This is a genomic window from Vibrio aerogenes (genome assembly GCF_024346755.1).
In the GTDB taxonomy this organism is placed as follows: Bacteria; Pseudomonadota; Gammaproteobacteria; order Enterobacterales; family Vibrionaceae; genus Vibrio; species Vibrio aerogenes.
On record NZ_AP024861.1, the window covers coordinates 1,766,430 to 1,784,543 of the forward strand.

The following is an 18,114-nucleotide window of genomic DNA, read 5'->3' on the forward strand; positions in this document are numbered from 1 at the left end:
GCGATGTTATTTTTTATGAGGTGCAATGCACGTCTTAAAAGAATTTGAATCAGGTGCTTCTGATGGCGATTTATCTTTACGTGCTTTTCTGTTCAGATAAATACGCAATGCTTCTTGCTGTTCATCGTAGCTTAATCCTTTGCAGATTATTCCACGTTGAATAAGTGACTGAAGTAACTTCTCATCCTGAGGTGGTGAACCGGAATAAACCGGAGGCGAGAGAATTATAGCCAATAAAAATGCGATCCTTGCTTTCATATTGAGTGTAATTTTTGTAATCATTTTTTATAAAATATATTCATCTTCACAAAAATTCAATCAATATTTAAATTTAAATTTTCTTTCATAAATCAGAATAATTCATTTGGTTTTTCTGGTTTATTTTATTCTTTTAATGATAAGTTTATGTTTAATTTTTTGGGGAGGAATGGTGCTAAATGAATGTTTGCGATAAAGGCAATACGAGAGTGTAAGGATTAACTTTAAATTTATTTATGATGGAAAATAAATTTATCTATTGATGCTTTTAACTTTTATTGAATGAGATCAAATCGGATTTTACTGTATTGTTTTTTCATGTTTTTATTATTATTTTTTTTTGTGTTTTGAATGCGAATCACGAACTGTGAGTCATTGAAGAGAAAAAAGATATATAAAACTATATCTGACAGAAAGAATGATTTTAATTTGAAGTGATGCAAACGATTACTTAAATTAATATTTTATTTCATTCTGTATGAATATTCATGTTTTTGTTATGTTATATGATAACAAATAAGGTGCCGGGAAGAAAAGGTATACCAGAAATACAGAGATATATCAGAATATATCTCCAAGCCATCTGAAGATGCAGCTGGCTTGGAGATAGAAGGTTACAGCGTTTGATTTAATGCGTAATAACGGCCCTGACGTGCCATTAAAGTCTGATGATCCCCGTATTCAATGATTTTACCCTGTTCAAGTAAACAAATTGCGTCCATACGGGCCAGTTCTATCAAGCGGTGAGTGATAAAAATAACGGTTTTATCGGTAAAATGAGACCGGAGTAATGACATGATTTGATATTCGGTCTGTTTATCCAGCCCTTCTGTGGGTTCATCCAGTAACAGAATCTGTCCCTGATGCAAAATAGCCCGGGCGATGCCCAGTCGTCGCTTTTCTCCGCCGGAGAGTTGACGTCCGCCTTCTCCGAGCCAGCTATCCAGCCCCGCAGATTCATCGAGTAGTTTGTCCAGTCCGACGCGTGATAATATATGAGTTAACTTCATATCATCTGCATCAGGGTTGGCAATTAAAAGATTATCCCGCAATGTGCCATTCAGAATATCGACTCTTTGACTGACAATACTCATTGATTTTCTCAGGTCACTTTCATTCCACTGCCTTAAATTTGTCCCGGCAATGGAAATGGTCCCTGATTCTGGATCCCAGTAGCGTGAGATGAGCTGAATTAAAGTAGACTTTCCTGAGCCAGTCTGACCTACTATTGCTATTTTATGTCCGGCAGGAATGTGCAGATTGATCTCTTCCAGAACGTGATTCTGGTTTTGATGATAAGAGAAGCTGACATTTTCAAAGTGGATATCAAATATGCCATTATGCTGCGTGGGCTGCGTTTGGAATATCACTTCAGGCGTCGCCGAAAGTACTTCATTCAAACGACGCGCTGATGTCATCGTTTGGCCGAGATACTGGAATGCACCTGCGATTGGCATTAACAGCTCAAAACTTGCCATAGTGGCAAAAATAACCATGGCAATCATCGGGCTGGGTGGGGCAGTTCCTACACCGTTACCGACAAACCATAACATGAGGACCAAAGTCCATCCGCTGGCAAGCATTAACAAGGCCTGAGCAAATCCGGTATAAAGCGCATGGATATATTGATTTTTGAGCATTTCTTCCTGTTTCCGGAAGATGTTTTGCCTGTACGCGGGTTCTGCACCAAAAATCACTAATTCACTGTAGCCCTGAATCCAGTCAAGTAATGTAATCCGCAACTGAGACTTTTTCCGTGTCAGCCCGGCACCATTTTTTTGCCCGAGTTTATAAAACAGAACCGGCCATGATAAAAGCAGTATCAGCAGAATACCGCCCAACAATAACGCGACCTCAAGATCAAACCAGCTCAGAAACAGTGTCAGCACAACGATTCCCATTGCCCCAATGAAAACCGGGCTGATCAAACGCAGATAAACGTGATCCATTGCATCAACGTCTGCGACAAGACGGTTCAGAATATCGCCATCGCGCAGATTCGCAGCTCTGCCGGGGATCAAAGGTGCCAGTTTTTCAAAAAAGAAAATCCGCAAATCAGCCAACACTTTAAAAGTGGCATTATGGCTGACGACTCTTTCGCCCCAACGTCCGGCAGTCCGGCCGATTGCAAAGCCCCGTACAAACGCGCTCGGAAGCATGTAGTTGAATGTTTGCCGGGCGATAGAAAGGCCTGCAACAGATGCCGCAGAGAGAAACCATCCTGAAAGTGTCAACAGGCCGATCGATGCACATAATGTCAGAAAGGCCAGAATCATGCCCAGAGTTAATCCGAACCAGTGTTTTTTATAAAGCTTTAAAAATGGAATCAGTTCACGCATCAGGGTTTTCTCCGGTTTGTTCTCCATACATGGACAGACTGGACGTAAGCATTGATTTAAACAGGCCATCTTCCTGACTGAGTAACGCATAGTTTCCTGACTGAACAATCCGGCCGTCCTGAAGAACCAGAATTTGATCAACCGACTGTAACGGTGAAAGCTGATGCGTCACCATGAGTGTTGTTCGATCCTGAATGCAGGATGCCAGGCCTTTCATCACGAGTTGTTCGCTGGAAGCATCCAGGCTGGCCGTGGGTTCATCTAACAGCCAGAATCTGCCATTTTGCAGCATGGCCCGGGCAAGCGCTAAGCGTTGTGCCTGGCCGACTGATAAACCACCGGAACGATCCTGAATTTGATAGGTCAGCCCGTGATGCCGGACAAATTCAGCGGAAAACGATTGTTCCAGAATCTGATTGATCCTGTCATCAGAAACATCCGGTTTACCCAGAGTTATATTGTCTCTGATCGTGCCATGCACCAGCAGCGGGTTTTGTCCGACCCAACTGATATGTTTACGCCAGTCTTCATGGGAGAGTTGATGTAATTCGATGCCGTTGATTTTTAATTCACCCCGGTAGGGCATAAAGCCGAGAATTGCCTGCACAAGCGAGGTTTTACCGGCTCCACTTGGGCCGACTAATGCGGTTGTTTTTCCCGGATTTAGTTTGAATGATACCGGACCAACCAGTTTTTTTCCCTGTGGACTGTATACCTCCAGTGCTGTGGCTTCAATTGTCAGCGTCTCTGTATCCGGGAGTTGCTGAGATCCCGAACGAATCTCACTGACTTCATAATCGAGAAACTCCACAATACTTTCCGCAGCACCAATGGCCTGTTGCTTCGCATGATAGAAGGTGCCCAGATCTCTCAGTGGCTGGTAGAATTCAGGCGCCAGAATCAGAACAAATAAACCGGTAAATAATGTAATTCCCGTGCCGTAATAACCAAAGTCCAGTTCCCCGATATAGCTGAAGCCAAAATAGACCGCAGTGACCGCAATAGAGACCGAAGTAAAGAACTCCAGTATAGCCGATGAAAGAAATGCGACCCGCAATACGTCCATTGTTCTCAGGCGAAAGACTTCGGAGGCGGCCCGCAAATGTTCAGCTTCGGATTGAGTCCGGTCAAACATCCGGATAGTGGTCATTGACTGTAGTCTGTCATAAAAATGGCCGGATAAGCGCTGTAGTGCTTTAAAGTTTTTTCTTGCTGCGTCCGCAGCTTTTATGCCGACCAGTGCCATAAAGAAAGGGACAAGAGGCGCTGTGAGCAGAAAAATTAAACCGGCGGCCCAGTTAACCGGAAATACCACGACAAGAATGACAAAGGGAATCAGAACCGCCAGAGACATTTGCGGCAGATAGCGGGCGTAAAAGTCCTGCATATTTTCTACCTGCTCAAGAATCAGGGTTGCCCAGGCACCGGCAGGCTTGCCTTTAATCACCGTTGGTCCCATCTGCCTTAATTTATCAAAAATGAGCTGGCGGATATAAATTCTGATCTGTTCACCACATCTGAATCCGGCAATTTCGCGGGCCCAGGTTAACCCTGCACGGATAGCAATGACTCCGGCAAGCCCGAGAAAGTGGGGGATAAGTGTGACTTTATCGGCGTGTTCAATAATCAGCTGATGAAGAATCGAAGCAAGAAGTGCAGCCTGACCAAGCAGGAATATACTCGATAATACACCCAGCCCAATCGAGATAAGCAGCCAGCGTTTGGCAAGCTTGCTTTGTTGGCGAAGCCAGGCATTTAAACTTTTTTGTTTATTTTTATCCATCGTTGAAGGCTTTTCATAAGAATGACAGGTATTCCCCGTGTCTGTTGTATCCGTGTATTCATAAATACACTCATATTTCTATGACCGGGGATAAGAATAAAGGCGTATTATACAAAATAAACCCCGGTGTGGACACAACCGGGGGACTTGTCTTTGCGTCGGTGTGAGTTATTTTCGGCTGGATTATTGAGGCTGATTATCAAGAAAACGCTCAGCATCCAGTGCAGCCATGCAACCTGTTCCTGCTGAAGTGATGGCCTGACGATATTGGTTATCCATCACATCGCCTGCAGCAAATATGCCCTCAATACTGGTTTGAGTGGCGTTACCATTCAGCCCTGAATTGACAACAATATAGCCGTTATTCATTTTCAGCTGATTGTGGAAGATTGCTGTATTTGGTTGGTGTCCAATCGCAATAAAAGCACCCATCACATCAAGGGTTTCAGTTTGGTCTGATTTTGTATCTTTCAGACGTACACCCGTTACACCCATGTCATCTCCAAGAACTTCATCTAATGTGCGATCGGTGTGGAGAATGATGTTGCCGTTTTGCACTTTATCCATTAAACGATCAATCAGAATTTTTTCTGATCGGAATGTATCACGACGATGAACCAGATGGACTTCCTTCGCGATATTGGACAGATAAAGCGCTTCTTCAACGGCTGTATTTCCGCCACCAACCACCGCTACTTTCTGGTTACGGTAAAAGAAACCATCGCATGTTGCACAAGCAGATACACCTCTGCCTTTGAATGCTTCTTCAGATTCGAGTCCGAGATATTTTGCCGAAGCACCTGTAGAGATAATCAGTGCATCACAACTATAGCTTTGGCTGTCCCCTTTGAGTTTGAAAGGACGCTGAGAAAAATCGACCTCATTGATATGATCAAATACTATTTCTGTCTCAAATCTTTCTGCGTGTTCTTTGACATTTTCCATGAGTTGAGGACCTGTCAGGCCTTCATTGCCTCCTGGCCAGTTTTCAACTTCAGTTGTTGTGGTCAACTGGCCACCTTGTTGAATACCGGTGATTAATACCGGGTTTAAATTTGCCCGGGCTGCATAAATTGCAGCGGTATAGCCAGCCGGACCTGAGCCAAGAATAATTAATTTTGAATGTTTTATATCGCTCATGTTTTTCTCATCGGAAGTCATGTTTACCATGGGGGGGATTGTAGGAGATTAGCGCATTTATGAGAAGAGTGTAAAAAAGCATATTATGAAAGAAATGGTTATACACAAAGACTGAAAACAGATAAAAAATGTCAGTTTATTCAGTTTTCATTCCGCAGCCCATCGCCTGGATCATTCCGCTTATTCCCTTTTGAAAATAAACACATTGCTGATTTTTTAACTGACGATCCCTTGGTTGTGATGAATATTAATTGTGTTTATATGCATAATTTATCATATAGGATGAAATAGGCTGTTACTACGATTTATCAAAAAAATCTGTGATCTGTGATTAATTTTTAATCAGACTTAACCGTACTAAATTCTATAATTCTCTTTTCTTATCATGTGGTTAAATCACAAATGTTGTCGCTGTTGATGACTTTTATATCCATTTGTCTGATGAAAAATTTGATAGCTAATCAATAAACACAAAATATGCAGTTATTTTTATACAAACATATTGAATGAGAAAAGTTATGCATTTATAAAAATAGTATGTCTTAACTTGTTGTTAAGGCATCAATAAAAACTAGTCATAAAAATGACACTAATTTTTTCATCCTGAACAGGGTGGGTTAGTGTTGAAACAGGAGACTTCTCAATGAAGAGAAAACAGCGAAAATTGAACCGCATTATTCCTCTTCTTCTATCAGTTGGTGCGGTTTGTTCCGCTACTGCTGCTCAGGCAGCATGTGAATATAGTTTGACAAGCAGCTGGCCAGGTGGCTATCAGGCGACGGTTAAATTAACTAACGATGGAAGTACAGACATCAGCTCTTGGGAATTTGGTGTGGCTTTCCCGGACGCAACGACAATCACTAATGCTTATAGCGGTGATATCAGTGGCTCTGGTCCGTACACGATTTCTAACAGCGCATGGAATGGTACAATCAAAGCAGGTGAAAGCTTGTCTGTGACACTTATGGGTGCCCCAGCAGGTTCTGCTGCAACAACACCTGAATTGAGTGGCGATCTTTGTTCCGGTTCCACAATTCCGGGAGATGACAACACCGCACCTGATGCAAAAGTGACCGTGAGTGCAACGAAAGGTGAAGCACCTCTTGAAGTTTCATTTGATGCATCTGCGTCAACTGATCCTGAAGGGGATGCACTGACTTACAGCTGGAACTTTGGAGACGGAAGTACGGGTACTGGTGTTTCACCAAGCCATACTTATACCAAAGCAGGTACTTTCACTGCGAAAGTCACTGTAAGCGATGGCAAACTTGAAGACACAGCTTCTGTCACTATCACAGTTACTGATGGTAGCTCGACTGGCGGTTCTGAAATTACCCGCGTTGACAACCCATTTGCTGGTGCAACATGGTATGTGAACCCAGAGTGGGCTGCAAAAGCGAAAGCTGACGGTGGCTCTGCGATTGCCGGTCAAAACACATTCGTCTGGATGGACCGTATTGCTGCAATTGAAGGCACTGACTCTGCCATGGGCCTGAAAGCTCATTTAGATAATGCGCTGGCACAGGGTGCAGACTTGTTCACTGTTGTTATCTATGACCTGCCAAACCGTGACTGTCGTGCACGGGCATCAAATGGTGAACTGACCATTGCTGATGGTGGTATGGACCGTTATAAATCTGAATATATCGATCCAATCGCAGCTATTTTAGCTGATCCTGCATACAAAGATATCCGTATCGTTACATTGATTGAGCTGGATTCTCTGCCAAACCTTGTGACCAATATCGATGTACCTAAGTGTAAAGAAGCTGCTGGTGAAGGCGGTTATAAAGAAGGTATCACTTACGCTCTGAATGCGTTCTCACCACTGAAAAACGTTTACTCATATATCGATGCGGCTCACTCAGGCTGGTTAGGCTGGGATAGTAACTTCGATCCAGCTGTGAATTTGATTTCTGAAGTTGTAACCGGTACCGATGCAAGCTGGGATAGTATTGCCGGGTTTATTACCAACACAGCAAACTATACGCCAACAGTTGAACCTTATTTGCAGGAACCATACAAAAATGTTGGAAGCCAGCAGGTTCGCAGTGCAACTTTCTATGAATGGAACCCATACTTCGACGAAAAATCTTACGCTCAGGAATTCCGTAAGAAAATGATCGCCAAAGGTGCGCCTTCAACGATTGGTATGCTGATTGATACAAGCCGTAACGGTTGGGGTGGTGCAGATCGTCCAAGCAGTGTCAGTACTTCATCTGACTTAGATACTTATGTTGATGAATCACGTATTGACCGCCGTTTACACCGTGGTAACTGGTGTAACCAGCCAGGTGGTATCGGTTATAAACCATATGCGAATCCATACCCAGGTATTGATGCGTTTGTATGGGCGAAACCACCAGGTGAATCCGATGGTATCTCTGAGTCTGACTATCAGCAAGACCCGGATGATCCAGCAAAACAATACGATTCAATGTGTGACCCTGATTCAATGAACTCAGAGCCACATACCACAGCAACTGGCGCAATGGACAACGCACCTCACGCAGGTCGCTGGTTCTCTGCTGGTTTCAAAGTATTGTTGGATAATGCTTATCCATCACTGGATGCTGCAACAGGCAAACCAGAATAATCAAATTAAAAATAGTTTGATATAAATAATTTGATATAAAAATAAGTCATAAAGCGCCAACCGGTTTTATCTGGTTGGCGCTTTCTTTTTTAAGTGTTACATCCGGAAGCTGTTTTTTGACTGGCAGTCTGTGGAATGACAACCAAATCTCTCTTCTTTAAAGCTGTCTCTTGCCTCGTGGCGATTTATTCCGACACTATTCAATTCAGGTGATTCACAGCGAATCTGCGTCATGTGACCGGCGTTATATGTAGAGCTTCAGACGTTATATTTGCCGGGAAGATTATTTGGCTAAAGATCACGTTCCTGTGATTTGAAGCATAAATATAAACGTATGGCGACAAATAAAGTCATTTTATTAACATGTTTTTGTCAATAACTGATTTTTTTAGATACATATTCAGCAAATGAAATAGAGGTTACAGTGCTTTGTTGTCTATGTGCTGAAACGCAGGTATACAAGAAATGCAACGTCTAGTTCGCTATAGGCCTTGTAAAAATAATGAATGAAACAGGCATACACAATTTTCTGCAGAATAATTCTGTCGGGTAAATTGTTTGTAAATTTAGGAGATTTTTTATGACAAGAAGACAGCGTAAATGCAATCGCATTATACCTCTTCTTTTGGCGGTCAGTGCTGCATGTGGTTCAGTCGCAGCGCAGGCTGGTTGTGAGTTTTCGGTAAATGGTGATTGGCCTGGTGGTTTCCAGGGTGCAATCAAAGTAACTAACGATGGCAGCACTGATGTCAGCTCATGGCAGGTTGGAGTGAACTTTGCTGATGGGTCAACAATTCAAAATCTTTGGGGAGCAGACCTGACAGGTTCAAACCCATATGTTGCTAAAAATATGGGCTGGAACGGTACCATTCGTCCGGGTCAAAGTGTTGAAATCGGCTTTATCGGTGTCAAAAGTAATGCAAGTGCGGCGGCTCAGGCGCCTGAATTAACAGGTGAACTTTGTGGCACGAGCGGAGATACAGGCGGAACAACACCTCCTGCAACTGAAAATCATGCACCAAGTGCTGATCTTTCTGCGCTGGTGACTTCCGGAACTGTACCACTCAGTGTTGACTTCAATGCTGCGGGTTCATCTGATGAAGATGGTGACTCTCTGACTTATACGTGGGATTTTGGTGACGGTGTCACTGATGCGGGCGAAAATGTCAGTCATACATTCACTGAAGCGGGTGACTATACTGTGAAGCTGACAGTGAGTGACGGTACATTAAGTGATTCAGCCATGACAGTCATTCATGTTGCCGATGAAGCAGGTAATACTGCACCATCAGCAAAAGTTTCAGTCACTGCCCGTCAGGGTACAACACCATTAGAAGTTACATTTGATGCTTCTGCTTCAAGTGATCCTGAAGGTGATGCTTTAACTTACAGCTGGAACTTTGGTGACGGCAGTACTGGTACTGGTGTTTCACCAAGTCATACTTATACACAAGCAGGTACATTCACTGCAAAAGTTACAGTGAGTGATGGTAACCTGACCAGCACTGCATCAGTCACAATTAAAGTCACTGATGAAGATTCTAAAAATGAAATCACCCGTGTTGACAACCCATTTGCTGATGCAACATGGTATGTGAACCCAGAGTGGGCTGCAAAAGCGAAAGCTGACGGTGGCTCTGCAATTGCCGGTCAAAACACATTCGTCTGGATGGACCGTATTGCGGCAATTGAAGGCACTGACTCTGCAATGGGCCTGAAAGCTCATTTAGATAATGCGCTGGCACAGGGTGCAAACCTGTTCACTGTTGTTATCTATGACCTGCCAAACCGTGACTGTCGTGCACGGGCATCAAATGGTGAACTGACCATTGCTGATGGTGGTATGGACCGTTATAAATCTGAATATATCGATCCAATCGCAGCTATTTTAGCTGATCCTGCATACAAAGATATCCGTATCGTTACATTGATTGAGCTGGATTCTCTGCCAAACCTTGTGACCAATATCGATGTACCTAAGTGTAAAGAAGCTGCTGGTGAAGGTGGTTATAAAGAAGGTATCACTTACGCTCTGAATGCGTTCTCACCACTGAAAAACGTTTACTCATATATCGATGCGGCACACTCAGGCTGGTTAGGCTGGGATAGTAACTTCGATCCAGCTGTTAACCTGATTGCTGGCGTTGTAACCGGTACCGATGCCGGATGGGATAGTATTGCCGGGTTTATTACCAACACAGCAAACTATACGCCAACAGTTGAACCGTATTTGCAGGAACCATACAAGAATGTTGGCGGACGTCAGGTCCGTAGTGCAACTTTCTATGAATGGAACCCATACTTCGACGAAAAATCTTACGCTCAGGAATTCCGTAAGAAAATGATCGCCAAAGGTGCACCTTCAACGATTGGTATGCTGATTGATACAGGTCGTAACGGCTGGGGTGGTTCTGAACGTCCAAGTAGTGCAAGTTCTTCATCTGATTTAGATACTTATGTCAATGATTCACGTATTGACCGCCGTTTACACCGTGGTAACTGGTGTAACCAGCCAGGTGGTATCGGTTATAAACCATATGCGAATCCATACCCAGGTATTGATGCGTTTGTATGGGCGAAACCACCAGGTGAATCCGATGGTATCTCTGAAGCTGATTTCCAGAAAGATCCGGATGATCCAGCAAAACAATACGATTCAATGTGTGACCCTGATTCAATGAACTCAGAGCCACATACCACAGCAACTGGCGCAATGGACAACGCACCTCACGCAGGTCGCTGGTTCTCTGCTGGTTTCAAAGTATTGTTGGATAATGCTTATCCATCACTGGATGCTGCAACAGGCAAACCAGAATAATCAAACTGAACAATTTGATATAAGCGATAAAGTGATGCCAGCTGACTTTGGTCAGCTGGCATTTTTACATGATCAGGAGGAGTGAACTTCAACTTCGTAAGATGTGAATTTCCGGATATTAATCACACCCGTATCAAAGATCAGGTACTGGCCTTTGATTCCCTGCAAGATGCCCGATACTTCCGGGTTTTTATCAAAATTGTGAGAAACAATTTTGGTCGGATGGTTGTTCACGGGAAACCGGATATCTGTAATGGATGAATCAAGCGTTTCGACAGCATCTTCACCATACTTTTCTCTGATTGCTACGATAGTCTCTTCAACTTCCGGAAGCAGTTCTTTAGCCATTTCTTTTAAGGGAATTGGGTCATTGTCTCCTTTTAAAATTGCCCGCCAGTTGGTTTTATCTGCAATATGTTTTGCCAGTTCAACTTCAATGAGCCCTGATATATGTCGGGTTTTGACTTTAAACAGTGGTAGCCCCTGTGTCGCCCCTTGATCGATCCACCTGACAGGTATTTGAGAGTAGCGGGTAATGCCAACTTTCAGGCTGGAGGTATTGGACAGATAAACATAGTGGTCAACCATACAATGCGATTCTGCCCAGTCTGGCTCCCGGCAGGTTCCCTGTTCAAAATGACAGGTTTCCGGTTTCATAATACACATGTCACAACTGGCCAGCTTTGTCATACAGACATAGCAATGCCCCTGAGCATAACTTTTTTTGGTTTTTTTTCCGCATGAGCTGCAATAAATATTTCCTGAATAGATCAGAGTCAGTTCCTTGCCAATCAGCGGATTGAGAGGTAACAGAGCATCACCAACGGGGAGCTGATATTGAACAGGACTGTCTGGTGTTGAATGCAGTTTACTTAATACACCTTGAATCACAGAAGACATGACATTACTCATTTATAAAAATAGATTTGTGGCAGGATGTTAACAGAATTCAGCGTGAGGTGAATTATTTTTCCTCCTGTGTATCCGTTGTGACCGGCAGGGGAGGCTGGACCGGATTTTCATCGACAATGATGGGTTCTTTCGGACCAAGGAATTTGGGTTTCGCGTTAAGAATGAATAAATCCAGCACTGCTTTGACCCGGGCAAAAGCTTCTCTCAGTCTGATTTTTATCCCGGAGCCATGTGTCAGACCCGGTACAGCAAAGCAGGTTGCATCAATATCCCGGTGTTTGGCAATAAACAGCGCTCTCTCACAATGAAATTGTTGTGTAATAATTAAAAAGTGATTGGTATCAAATATTTTTCGTGTCCGGACAATGGAATCAAGTGTTCTGAATCCGGCATAATCCAGCGCGATCTTCTGTTCCGGAATACCGGCTTTCAGCAGATCGCGTTTCATTGTCCAGGGCTCATTGTATGAACGATGGGCATTATCACCGCTTAATAAAAACTGGTGAATCTTTCCTTCCCGATAAAGACGGATTGCAGCATTAATCCGGTGGGTATAGTAATCATTTAATGTTTTGCCAAGATACTTACTGGTTCCAAGTACGACGGCGACTTTAAACGGAGGAAGGTTTTCAGAGTCTGTGACAATATGATCCTGAGTTTGCCAGCTGACCCAGCGATCAATAAGTAGTGTCAGCATCCCGATGATTATCAGGGTCATGCTCACCATTTTAGCCATACGTGACCAGGAGTAGCCAGAAAGAAAGCTGGCCACTGTGGCTTTAGTTTTTATATATGTCGGTTTTTCTGTGCCCATAAACCTATGCCAATAAAGCTAGCGACGACAAGTAAAAACATCATACCTTTTTCGAGGTGTTCGAGTATCTGTGCGAGGTCAGGGCTTAGTTTTACAATGATGAATCCGTAGCCAAATGCATTAAGGACGATAAATGCAAAGGTACGGATAATGAAGTGTTGATTACCAAGTGCCTGACGTAAAAAAGAATTGATTTCTCCGCCGAGCATCACCAACAGACATGCAATGAATGCTGTGGATATTTCACTGAGATAAGGAGCAATATATTGCCCGGCAGGGTTGAAAAACTGAATCATACGACCATCTCTTTAAAAAAATAAAGCCTCTTCATTTATAAGAGGCTTCAGTTTATATCCGGACGCGCATCAGATCCATAGATTGCACACCGGAAATTCAGACATATTTACGACTGGCTCAGAAAGCCACACGCTTGTAATGGCGGTAGGCTGGCTGCCAGAAGTTACGTGAAATCGATTGTTCCAGTGCTTCGTCAGTGATCTTTTCAGCAACCCCTTGTTCAATAGCCTTTTTAGCTACAGCAAGCGCAATTTTCTTGGAAACAATATGTATTTCTTCAAGTGGCGGCAGAAGAGGCCCGGTTCCGTTCAATGCCATTGGAGAACATTCTGCCAGTGCACGGCTGGACTCCATTAACATTTCATCGGTGACACGCTTTGCATTGGTTGCAAGTACACCTAACCCAATGCCAGGGAAGATATAGCTGTTGTTACACTGAACAATTGAATAAGTGGTGCCGTTCACAGTCACTGGATCAAAAGGGCTGCCCGTTGCCACAAGCGCTTCACCATTTGTCCAGGCCAGAATATCACTGGGTAATGCTTCAACACGGCTGGTTGGGTTAGATAGCGGGAAAATAATCGGACGCGGACAATGCTGATGCATTTCCCGGATAATTTCTTCGCTAAACAGGCCTGGAGCACCAGACACACCGATCAGCACGGTTGGTTTCGCTTCTCTGACTACGTCAAGTAATGAATAACCGTTAGCAGATTCTTTCCATTTTTTGGTGTTTGTTTTTTTCTGAACCAAACGCTGTTGGAAATCAAGCAGATTCGGCATACCTTCCTGTAAGAGGCCCCAGCGATCAACCATATAAACCTGGGAGCGGGCCTGTTTGTCACTAATGCCTTCAGAGACCATTTGAGCAATAATTGCTTCCGCGATACCACAACCGGCAGAACCTGCGCCGAGGAAGGTTACACGTTGCTGAGACAGCTTACTTCCGGCGGCTTTACAAGCGGCAAGAAGCGAACCGACGGTGACTGCAGCGGTTCCCTGAATATCATCATTGAAGCAGCAAATCCGGTCTTTGTATCGCTCCAGAAGTGGCATCGCATTTTTTTGTGCGAAATCTTCAAACTGAATCAGCGTATTTGGCCAGCGACGCAAAACTGCCTGAATGAACTCTTCAACAAATTCATCATATTCTGCCCCTGTGATACGAGGGTGACGCCATCCCATATACATTGGGTCAGCAAGGCGTTGAGGGTTATTTGTACCGACATCGAGAACAATGGGTAAGGTATAAGCAGGACTGATGCCGCCACATGCGGTATACAGGGATAGTTTTCCGATTGGAATGCCCATACCACCAATGCCTTGATCTCCCAGACCAAGAATACGTTCACCATCTGTCACGACAATCACTTTGACATTATGGTTTGATGCATTGTTTAAAATGTCATCAATTTTATCCCGGTTCGGATAGGAGACAAACAGCCCGCGGCCCCGGCGGTAGATGTTAGAGAAATTCTCACAGGCTGCACCGACAGTCGGGGTATAGATGATAGGCATCATCTCTGTTATATGGTTCTGAACTAACCGGTAGTACAGTGTTTCGTTTGTATCCTGTATCCCCCTGAGATAGATGTGTTTATCTATGTCATTTTCAAAGTTGCAGTACTGTTGATAGGCTCGAACGGCCTGTTCTTCGATTGTTTCAGTTGCTTCGGGAAGAAGTCCGCCAAGGTTGAAAGATTGTCTTTCTTCTTCAGTAAAAGCTGCACCTTTATTCAATAGTGGGGTACTAAGAAGTGTTGAGCCAGCATATGAAATATATAAAGGGCGTTTTTCGTTGTTCATTTTCTGCCTTTGTTATGAAGGATGAAGGGAGCCTGAAATTTTACGGAGAGTCTGATGTGTTGTAAATGGCTGAAACGATAAAGCGTTAACTGAGTAAATATTCATTAAGGGATGGCGAACTGGATGACGCATTGAAATGTTGTTTTCAAAAGAAAAAAATAAATAAAAAGTATACTGATGGTACTAATTTTGTTTGGTCTTTGTTACCAGGTCTTGACTGATATTCAGTTGGTTTAGCAAGAATCTGAATAACAGATTATTTTTTCATATCCAGTTGCATATCTTTATTAATGATTAATAGTTAATAGGGTGTTTTCACTTTCGTTGGGGGGAACGAAATGGAACAGTTGCATCAGGTTCGTGCAGTTTTTGACTACACCTCATTTTTAGAAGCGCTGACTTCAAAGAAATGGTCATTTCTTGAAGCGATTCAGTCCGTCTACTCATCCAGGCGTTTGACATCTTTTGTGTCAGCAAAAGTGAAACTCAGCCCGGAAGAGCGCCTTTGGCAAAATGCGATGCATTATTTATCAACGCATTATAGTGATGAGCTGAACTTGTTAACTTTGTTGAAAATTGCCAAATCAGAGGGGATTCACGAGTTAAAAATTATGATGCCGTATGCGTTGGAAGAATCACAACTACATGATATTGAGTCACATAGTGAATGTATTGTGCAGCTTATTCAGGAAATGGATGAGCTGAAAATTAAGTTGTAGTCAGAGAGCTTTACAGTATCGTTTCTGATAAACCCCGGATAATTTGAATGTTCAGATTGTCCGGGATTTTCAGAGAAGAGATGAGAAAGATTAAGCGATTAGCCCATAATCAGAAGCAAGCACATCGATAATTTCCTGTTTCGGATTTTCTGCTAAATGAATGGACTGCCCGGTGATTTTTTCTGCAATGCCAATGTATGTATCAGAAATATCCATGATCGCCTGAAGTGGCAGTGAATTTTCTTTTGCTAATGCTTCCCGTTCCGGCATCCGGTTTTTATTCAGGAGGATATCTGGATCCGGAAAATACTGAAGTAAAAACTGGCGGAAACCTTCTTTTGAATTTTCAACGATGTTGCCTTGGCGATAGCTGGCCTCGTCCCAGATTCTCGATGAATCAGGCGTACCGACTTCATCCATATAGATGAGCTTTTCCTGACCGGCAGCATTTTTGACATACCCAAACTCAAATTTGGTATCAACAAAAATTTGTCCAAGTTTTTCCAGCGACTGGCTGATGACCTGGAAGCCTTGCTTTAGCAAAGTTTCATATAGTTCAATATCCTGAGGTTGACTAAAATTGAATGCGGCATAGTTGTTTTCAATGTCACTGCGGGTAATATTGACGTCATCTGCTTCGGGAACACCCGGAATACCCTTCAGGATGCCTTTTGTTGATGGTGTCATCAGAATTTCCGGAAGTTTTTTGTCCTTTTCCAGTCCTTCAGGCAGGTGGATGCCGCAGAACTCACGTTCTCCTTTTTCATATGCACGCCACATTGAACCCGTAATATATTGCCGGCAAATTGCTTCGATTTTTATCGGTTTTGCTTTTTGCACGATCCAGACAAAGGGATGAGGAATGTCCAGAATATGACTCTCTGCCAGATCATTTTCTTTAAACAACTGAAACCAATGATTTGATATGGCATTTAACGCTGCACCTTTACCCGGAACACCATGAATACCACCTTCTGCATGCCAGATACAGTCAAAAGCAGAAATACGATCACTGATCACCATGATTGCCAGAGGAGCGTCAGGTGCAACATCATAGCCTTTTTCCTGAATAAGGCGACGGCTGTCACTATCGCTAAGCCAGTATACGGAACGGACTTTACCGCTGTGAACGGGTTTGTCTGTACGAATGGGAAGATCATCATTAATGGAAAGAACCTGATCTGCAAGACTCATATGGAATTCCTATTTAATCATCAAAACGATAAACAGTGATAATCCGGGTCTGCTTCGGTTGCGGCGCAGGCATCGTAGTCATGTCTTCACACGATCATGATAATCGCCACAGAAAACGATGAAAAAATGCAGCAGACCTCTGATTTCTCTGGTGAGCGCATCATACCAGAACTGGTGATGACTGCCAGAGAAAAAGCAAACGTTTGCTTTAGTTTCATCATCTTCTGTTCTTCATTTATGAGTGGTCGCAGGTTGTATACTTGACGGTTGGTTTATATTGTAAGTTTGCTCTTTTGGACAAATTCAGATGAGCAGTTTGGTTTATCGGCGCGTATTACAGACAGGTTACCTGAGTAATTGAGTCTATAATGAATCAACGTTTTTATCTTCAGGAGGAGTTGATGAAGCATTTTTTTTGGTGGGTCATATGTTTGTTATGCGGATGTACCGGGATGCCTGATTCGGTGAATCCGGTTCAGGGCTTTGATTTAAATCGCTATTTGGGGACATGGTACGAGATTGCCCGCCTGGATCATTCATTTGAAAAGGGACTCGAAAAAGTGACGGCCACTTACCGGCTGAGAGATGACGGGGGCGTTTCTGTTCTGAATAAAGGTTATTCACCCGAAAAGAATGTTTGGAATGAAGCCGAAGGACGAGCGTATTTTGTTCAATCTGCCGATATCGGATATCTCAAGGTTTCATTTTTCGGACCATTTTTCGGGTCATATATTGTCTTCGGACTGGATCATGAACAATATCAGTACGCATTTGTTTCAGGTCCCGATTTATCATATTTATGGTTGCTATCCCGTACGCCACATATATCACCGGAGGTCAAACAGGCATTTGTTAAAAAGTCTCAGCAGCTTGGGTTTGATACCTCAAAGCTGATATGGGTTCAGCAGTGATTAATGTAATGACTGACAGGTGCTGTGAGCGAAAAAGACTTCACACTGATGTTGTCTGGAGAGACGATTCAGACTGGCCTGTTGTTGTGAACTAAAATGGCCTGAAGCCATGATTGCACAGGCATTGCCTGAACGTATTGCTTTCATCACAACTTCGTATTCGTTCATGCACCTTGATGGTCTTAACTGGATGGTTTTCTGACATAGTTGAGATGACAGCAGCAGAGCCATTTCAGGCCGGGGACATTCTGTAGTGATTAATATCCACTGAGGGACGGATTTTAAAGACTCCAGCCGTTGGCTGATATGATGAAATACGGGAGAGAACGGATTTAAATCATAACTGACAGGATGAGTGAACTGGGTCCCTGATTTCTTTGAACGTCTCATAAACATATCGGCAACTCCGTAATACTGTATATAAATACAGTATTACGGATTCAGTGAATGATCAAGCAAAAAGTTGTCCGAATAATGAACAATATCCCCAAGTGACTTCAAGATGCTGTGAATCCAGCATCCTGAGG

Annotated in this window: 14 protein-coding genes; 4 read left to right on the forward strand and 10 right to left on the reverse strand. The window is 43.3% G+C overall.

The genetic code is table 11. The features are described from left to right. Positions 1–872: 872 nt before the first annotated feature. From cydC to trxB, 3 genes are all read right to left on the reverse strand, one after another. The gene (gene cydC / locus OCV29_RS07870; RefSeq protein ID WP_073605873.1) at positions 873–2,597 is read right to left on the reverse strand and encodes a heme ABC transporter ATP-binding protein/permease CydC; all 1,725 of its coding nucleotides are present in this window, start codon (positions 2,595–2,597) and stop codon (positions 873–875) included. Next, entirely contained in the window at positions 2,590–4,380 is a 1,791-nt protein-coding gene (cydD, locus tag OCV29_RS07875; protein ID WP_073605874.1) for a heme ABC transporter permease/ATP-binding protein CydD, read from the reverse strand. The genes cydC and cydD overlap by 8 nt, the downstream gene beginning before the upstream one ends. Before the next feature lie 183 nt (positions 4,381–4,563). Then, on the reverse strand, positions 4,564–5,520 hold the full coding sequence (gene trxB, locus OCV29_RS07880; protein ID WP_073605875.1) for a thioredoxin-disulfide reductase: 957 nt from the start codon (positions 5,518–5,520) through the stop codon (positions 4,564–4,566). A gap of 643 nt (positions 5,521–6,163) precedes the next feature. Here trxB and OCV29_RS07885 point away from each other — a divergent pair. Beyond that, on the forward strand, positions 6,164–8,116 hold the full coding sequence (locus OCV29_RS07885; protein WP_073605876.1) for a glycoside hydrolase family 6 protein: 1,953 nt from the start codon (positions 6,164–6,166) through the stop codon (positions 8,114–8,116). A gap of 580 nt (positions 8,117–8,696) precedes the next feature. After that, positions 8,697–10,934 carry a glycoside hydrolase family 6 protein gene (locus OCV29_RS07890; protein ID WP_073605877.1) on the forward strand — a complete coding sequence of 746 codons (2,238 nt, stop codon included), beginning with the start codon at positions 8,697–8,699 and terminating at the stop codon, positions 10,932–10,934. Between the two features lie 72 nt (positions 10,935–11,006). Here the strand turns inward: OCV29_RS07890 and OCV29_RS07895 are convergent, their stop codons facing one another. The 4 genes from OCV29_RS07895 to OCV29_RS07910 all read right to left on the reverse strand — a co-directional run bounded on the left by OCV29_RS07895 (position 11,007) and on the right by OCV29_RS07910 (position 14,763). Further along, on the reverse strand, positions 11,007–11,834 hold the full coding sequence (locus tag OCV29_RS07895; protein WP_073605878.1) for a DUF2797 domain-containing protein: 828 nt from the start codon (positions 11,832–11,834) through the stop codon (positions 11,007–11,009). Positions 11,835–11,898: 64 nt separating this feature from the next. After that, positions 11,899–12,660 carry a SanA/YdcF family protein gene (locus OCV29_RS07900; protein WP_073605879.1) on the reverse strand — a complete coding sequence of 254 codons (762 nt, stop codon included), beginning with the start codon at positions 12,658–12,660 and terminating at the stop codon, positions 11,899–11,901. After that, positions 12,633–12,956 carry a DUF3392 domain-containing protein gene (locus OCV29_RS07905; protein ID WP_073605880.1) on the reverse strand — a complete coding sequence of 108 codons (324 nt, stop codon included), beginning with the start codon at positions 12,954–12,956 and terminating at the stop codon, positions 12,633–12,635. Before OCV29_RS07905 ends, OCV29_RS07900 begins: the two co-directional genes overlap by 28 nt. A gap of 118 nt (positions 12,957–13,074) precedes the next feature. Next, a complete protein-coding gene (locus tag OCV29_RS07910) occupies positions 13,075–14,763 on the reverse strand; it encodes an NAD-dependent malic enzyme (RefSeq protein WP_073605881.1) in 1,689 nt (562 codons plus the stop codon). A 338-nt stretch (positions 14,764–15,101) separates the two neighbouring features. Between OCV29_RS07910 and OCV29_RS07915 the strand changes: the two genes are divergently transcribed. After that, positions 15,102–15,482 carry a hypothetical protein gene (locus tag OCV29_RS07915; RefSeq protein ID WP_073605882.1) on the forward strand — a complete coding sequence of 127 codons (381 nt, stop codon included), beginning with the start codon at positions 15,102–15,104 and terminating at the stop codon, positions 15,480–15,482. Positions 15,483–15,572: 90 nt separating this feature from the next. On the opposite strand, the gene OCV29_RS07920 is transcribed toward OCV29_RS07915, so the two are convergent. Then, on the reverse strand, positions 15,573–16,676 hold the full coding sequence (locus tag OCV29_RS07920) for a phosphoribosylaminoimidazolesuccinocarboxamide synthase (protein ID WP_073605883.1): 1,104 nt from the start codon (positions 16,674–16,676) through the stop codon (positions 15,573–15,575). 86 nt (positions 16,677–16,762) lie between these two features. After that, positions 16,763–16,897: a hypothetical protein gene (locus OCV29_RS07925; RefSeq protein WP_261887383.1), complete on the reverse strand. Its 135-nt coding sequence runs from the start codon at positions 16,895–16,897 to the stop codon at positions 16,763–16,765. Positions 16,898–17,077: 180 nt separating this feature from the next. Between OCV29_RS07925 and OCV29_RS07930 the strand changes: the two genes are divergently transcribed. Beyond that, positions 17,078–17,587, forward strand: coding sequence for a lipocalin family protein (locus OCV29_RS07930; RefSeq protein ID WP_073605884.1), 510 nt, complete (start codon positions 17,078–17,080; stop codon positions 17,585–17,587). On the opposite strand, the gene OCV29_RS07935 is transcribed toward OCV29_RS07930, so the two are convergent. Continuing rightward, the gene (locus OCV29_RS07935; RefSeq protein ID WP_084193507.1) at positions 17,588–17,983 is read right to left on the reverse strand and encodes a hypothetical protein; all 396 of its coding nucleotides are present in this window, start codon (positions 17,981–17,983) and stop codon (positions 17,588–17,590) included. Positions 17,984–18,114: the final 131 nt, after the last annotated feature.

Bases quoted from the DNA above. Each gene is read 5' to 3' on its own strand.
- cydC (WP_073605873.1), bottom strand. From the start codon at position 2,597: ATGCGTGAACTGATTCCATTTTTAAAGCTTTATAAAAAACACTGGTTC.
- cydD (WP_073605874.1), bottom strand. From the start codon at position 4,380: ATGGATAAAAATAAACAAAAAAGTTTAAATGCCTGGCTTCGCCAACAA.
- trxB (WP_073605875.1), bottom strand. From the start codon at position 5,520: ATGAGCGATATAAAACATTCAAAATTAATTATTCTTGGCTCAGGTCCG.
- OCV29_RS07885 (WP_073605876.1), top strand. From the start codon at position 6,164: ATGAAGAGAAAACAGCGAAAATTGAACCGCATTATTCCTCTTCTTCTA.
- OCV29_RS07890 (WP_073605877.1), top strand. From the start codon at position 8,697: ATGACAAGAAGACAGCGTAAATGCAATCGCATTATACCTCTTCTTTTG.
- OCV29_RS07895 (WP_073605878.1), bottom strand. From the start codon at position 11,834: ATGTCTTCTGTGATTCAAGGTGTATTAAGTAAACTGCATTCAACACCA.
- OCV29_RS07900 (WP_073605879.1), bottom strand. From the start codon at position 12,660: ATGGGCACAGAAAAACCGACATATATAAAAACTAAAGCCACAGTGGCC.
- OCV29_RS07905 (WP_073605880.1), bottom strand. From the start codon at position 12,956: ATGATTCAGTTTTTCAACCCTGCCGGGCAATATATTGCTCCTTATCTC.
- OCV29_RS07910 (WP_073605881.1), bottom strand. From the start codon at position 14,763: ATGAACAACGAAAAACGCCCTTTATATATTTCATATGCTGGCTCAACA.
- OCV29_RS07915 (WP_073605882.1), top strand. From the start codon at position 15,102: ATGGAACAGTTGCATCAGGTTCGTGCAGTTTTTGACTACACCTCATTT.
- OCV29_RS07920 (WP_073605883.1), bottom strand. From the start codon at position 16,676: ATGAGTCTTGCAGATCAGGTTCTTTCCATTAATGATGATCTTCCCATT.
- OCV29_RS07925 (WP_261887383.1), bottom strand. From the start codon at position 16,897: ATGATGAAACTAAAGCAAACGTTTGCTTTTTCTCTGGCAGTCATCACC.
- OCV29_RS07930 (WP_073605884.1), top strand. From the start codon at position 17,078: ATGAAGCATTTTTTTTGGTGGGTCATATGTTTGTTATGCGGATGTACC.
- OCV29_RS07935 (WP_084193507.1), bottom strand. From the start codon at position 17,983: ATGTTTATGAGACGTTCAAAGAAATCAGGGACCCAGTTCACTCATCCT.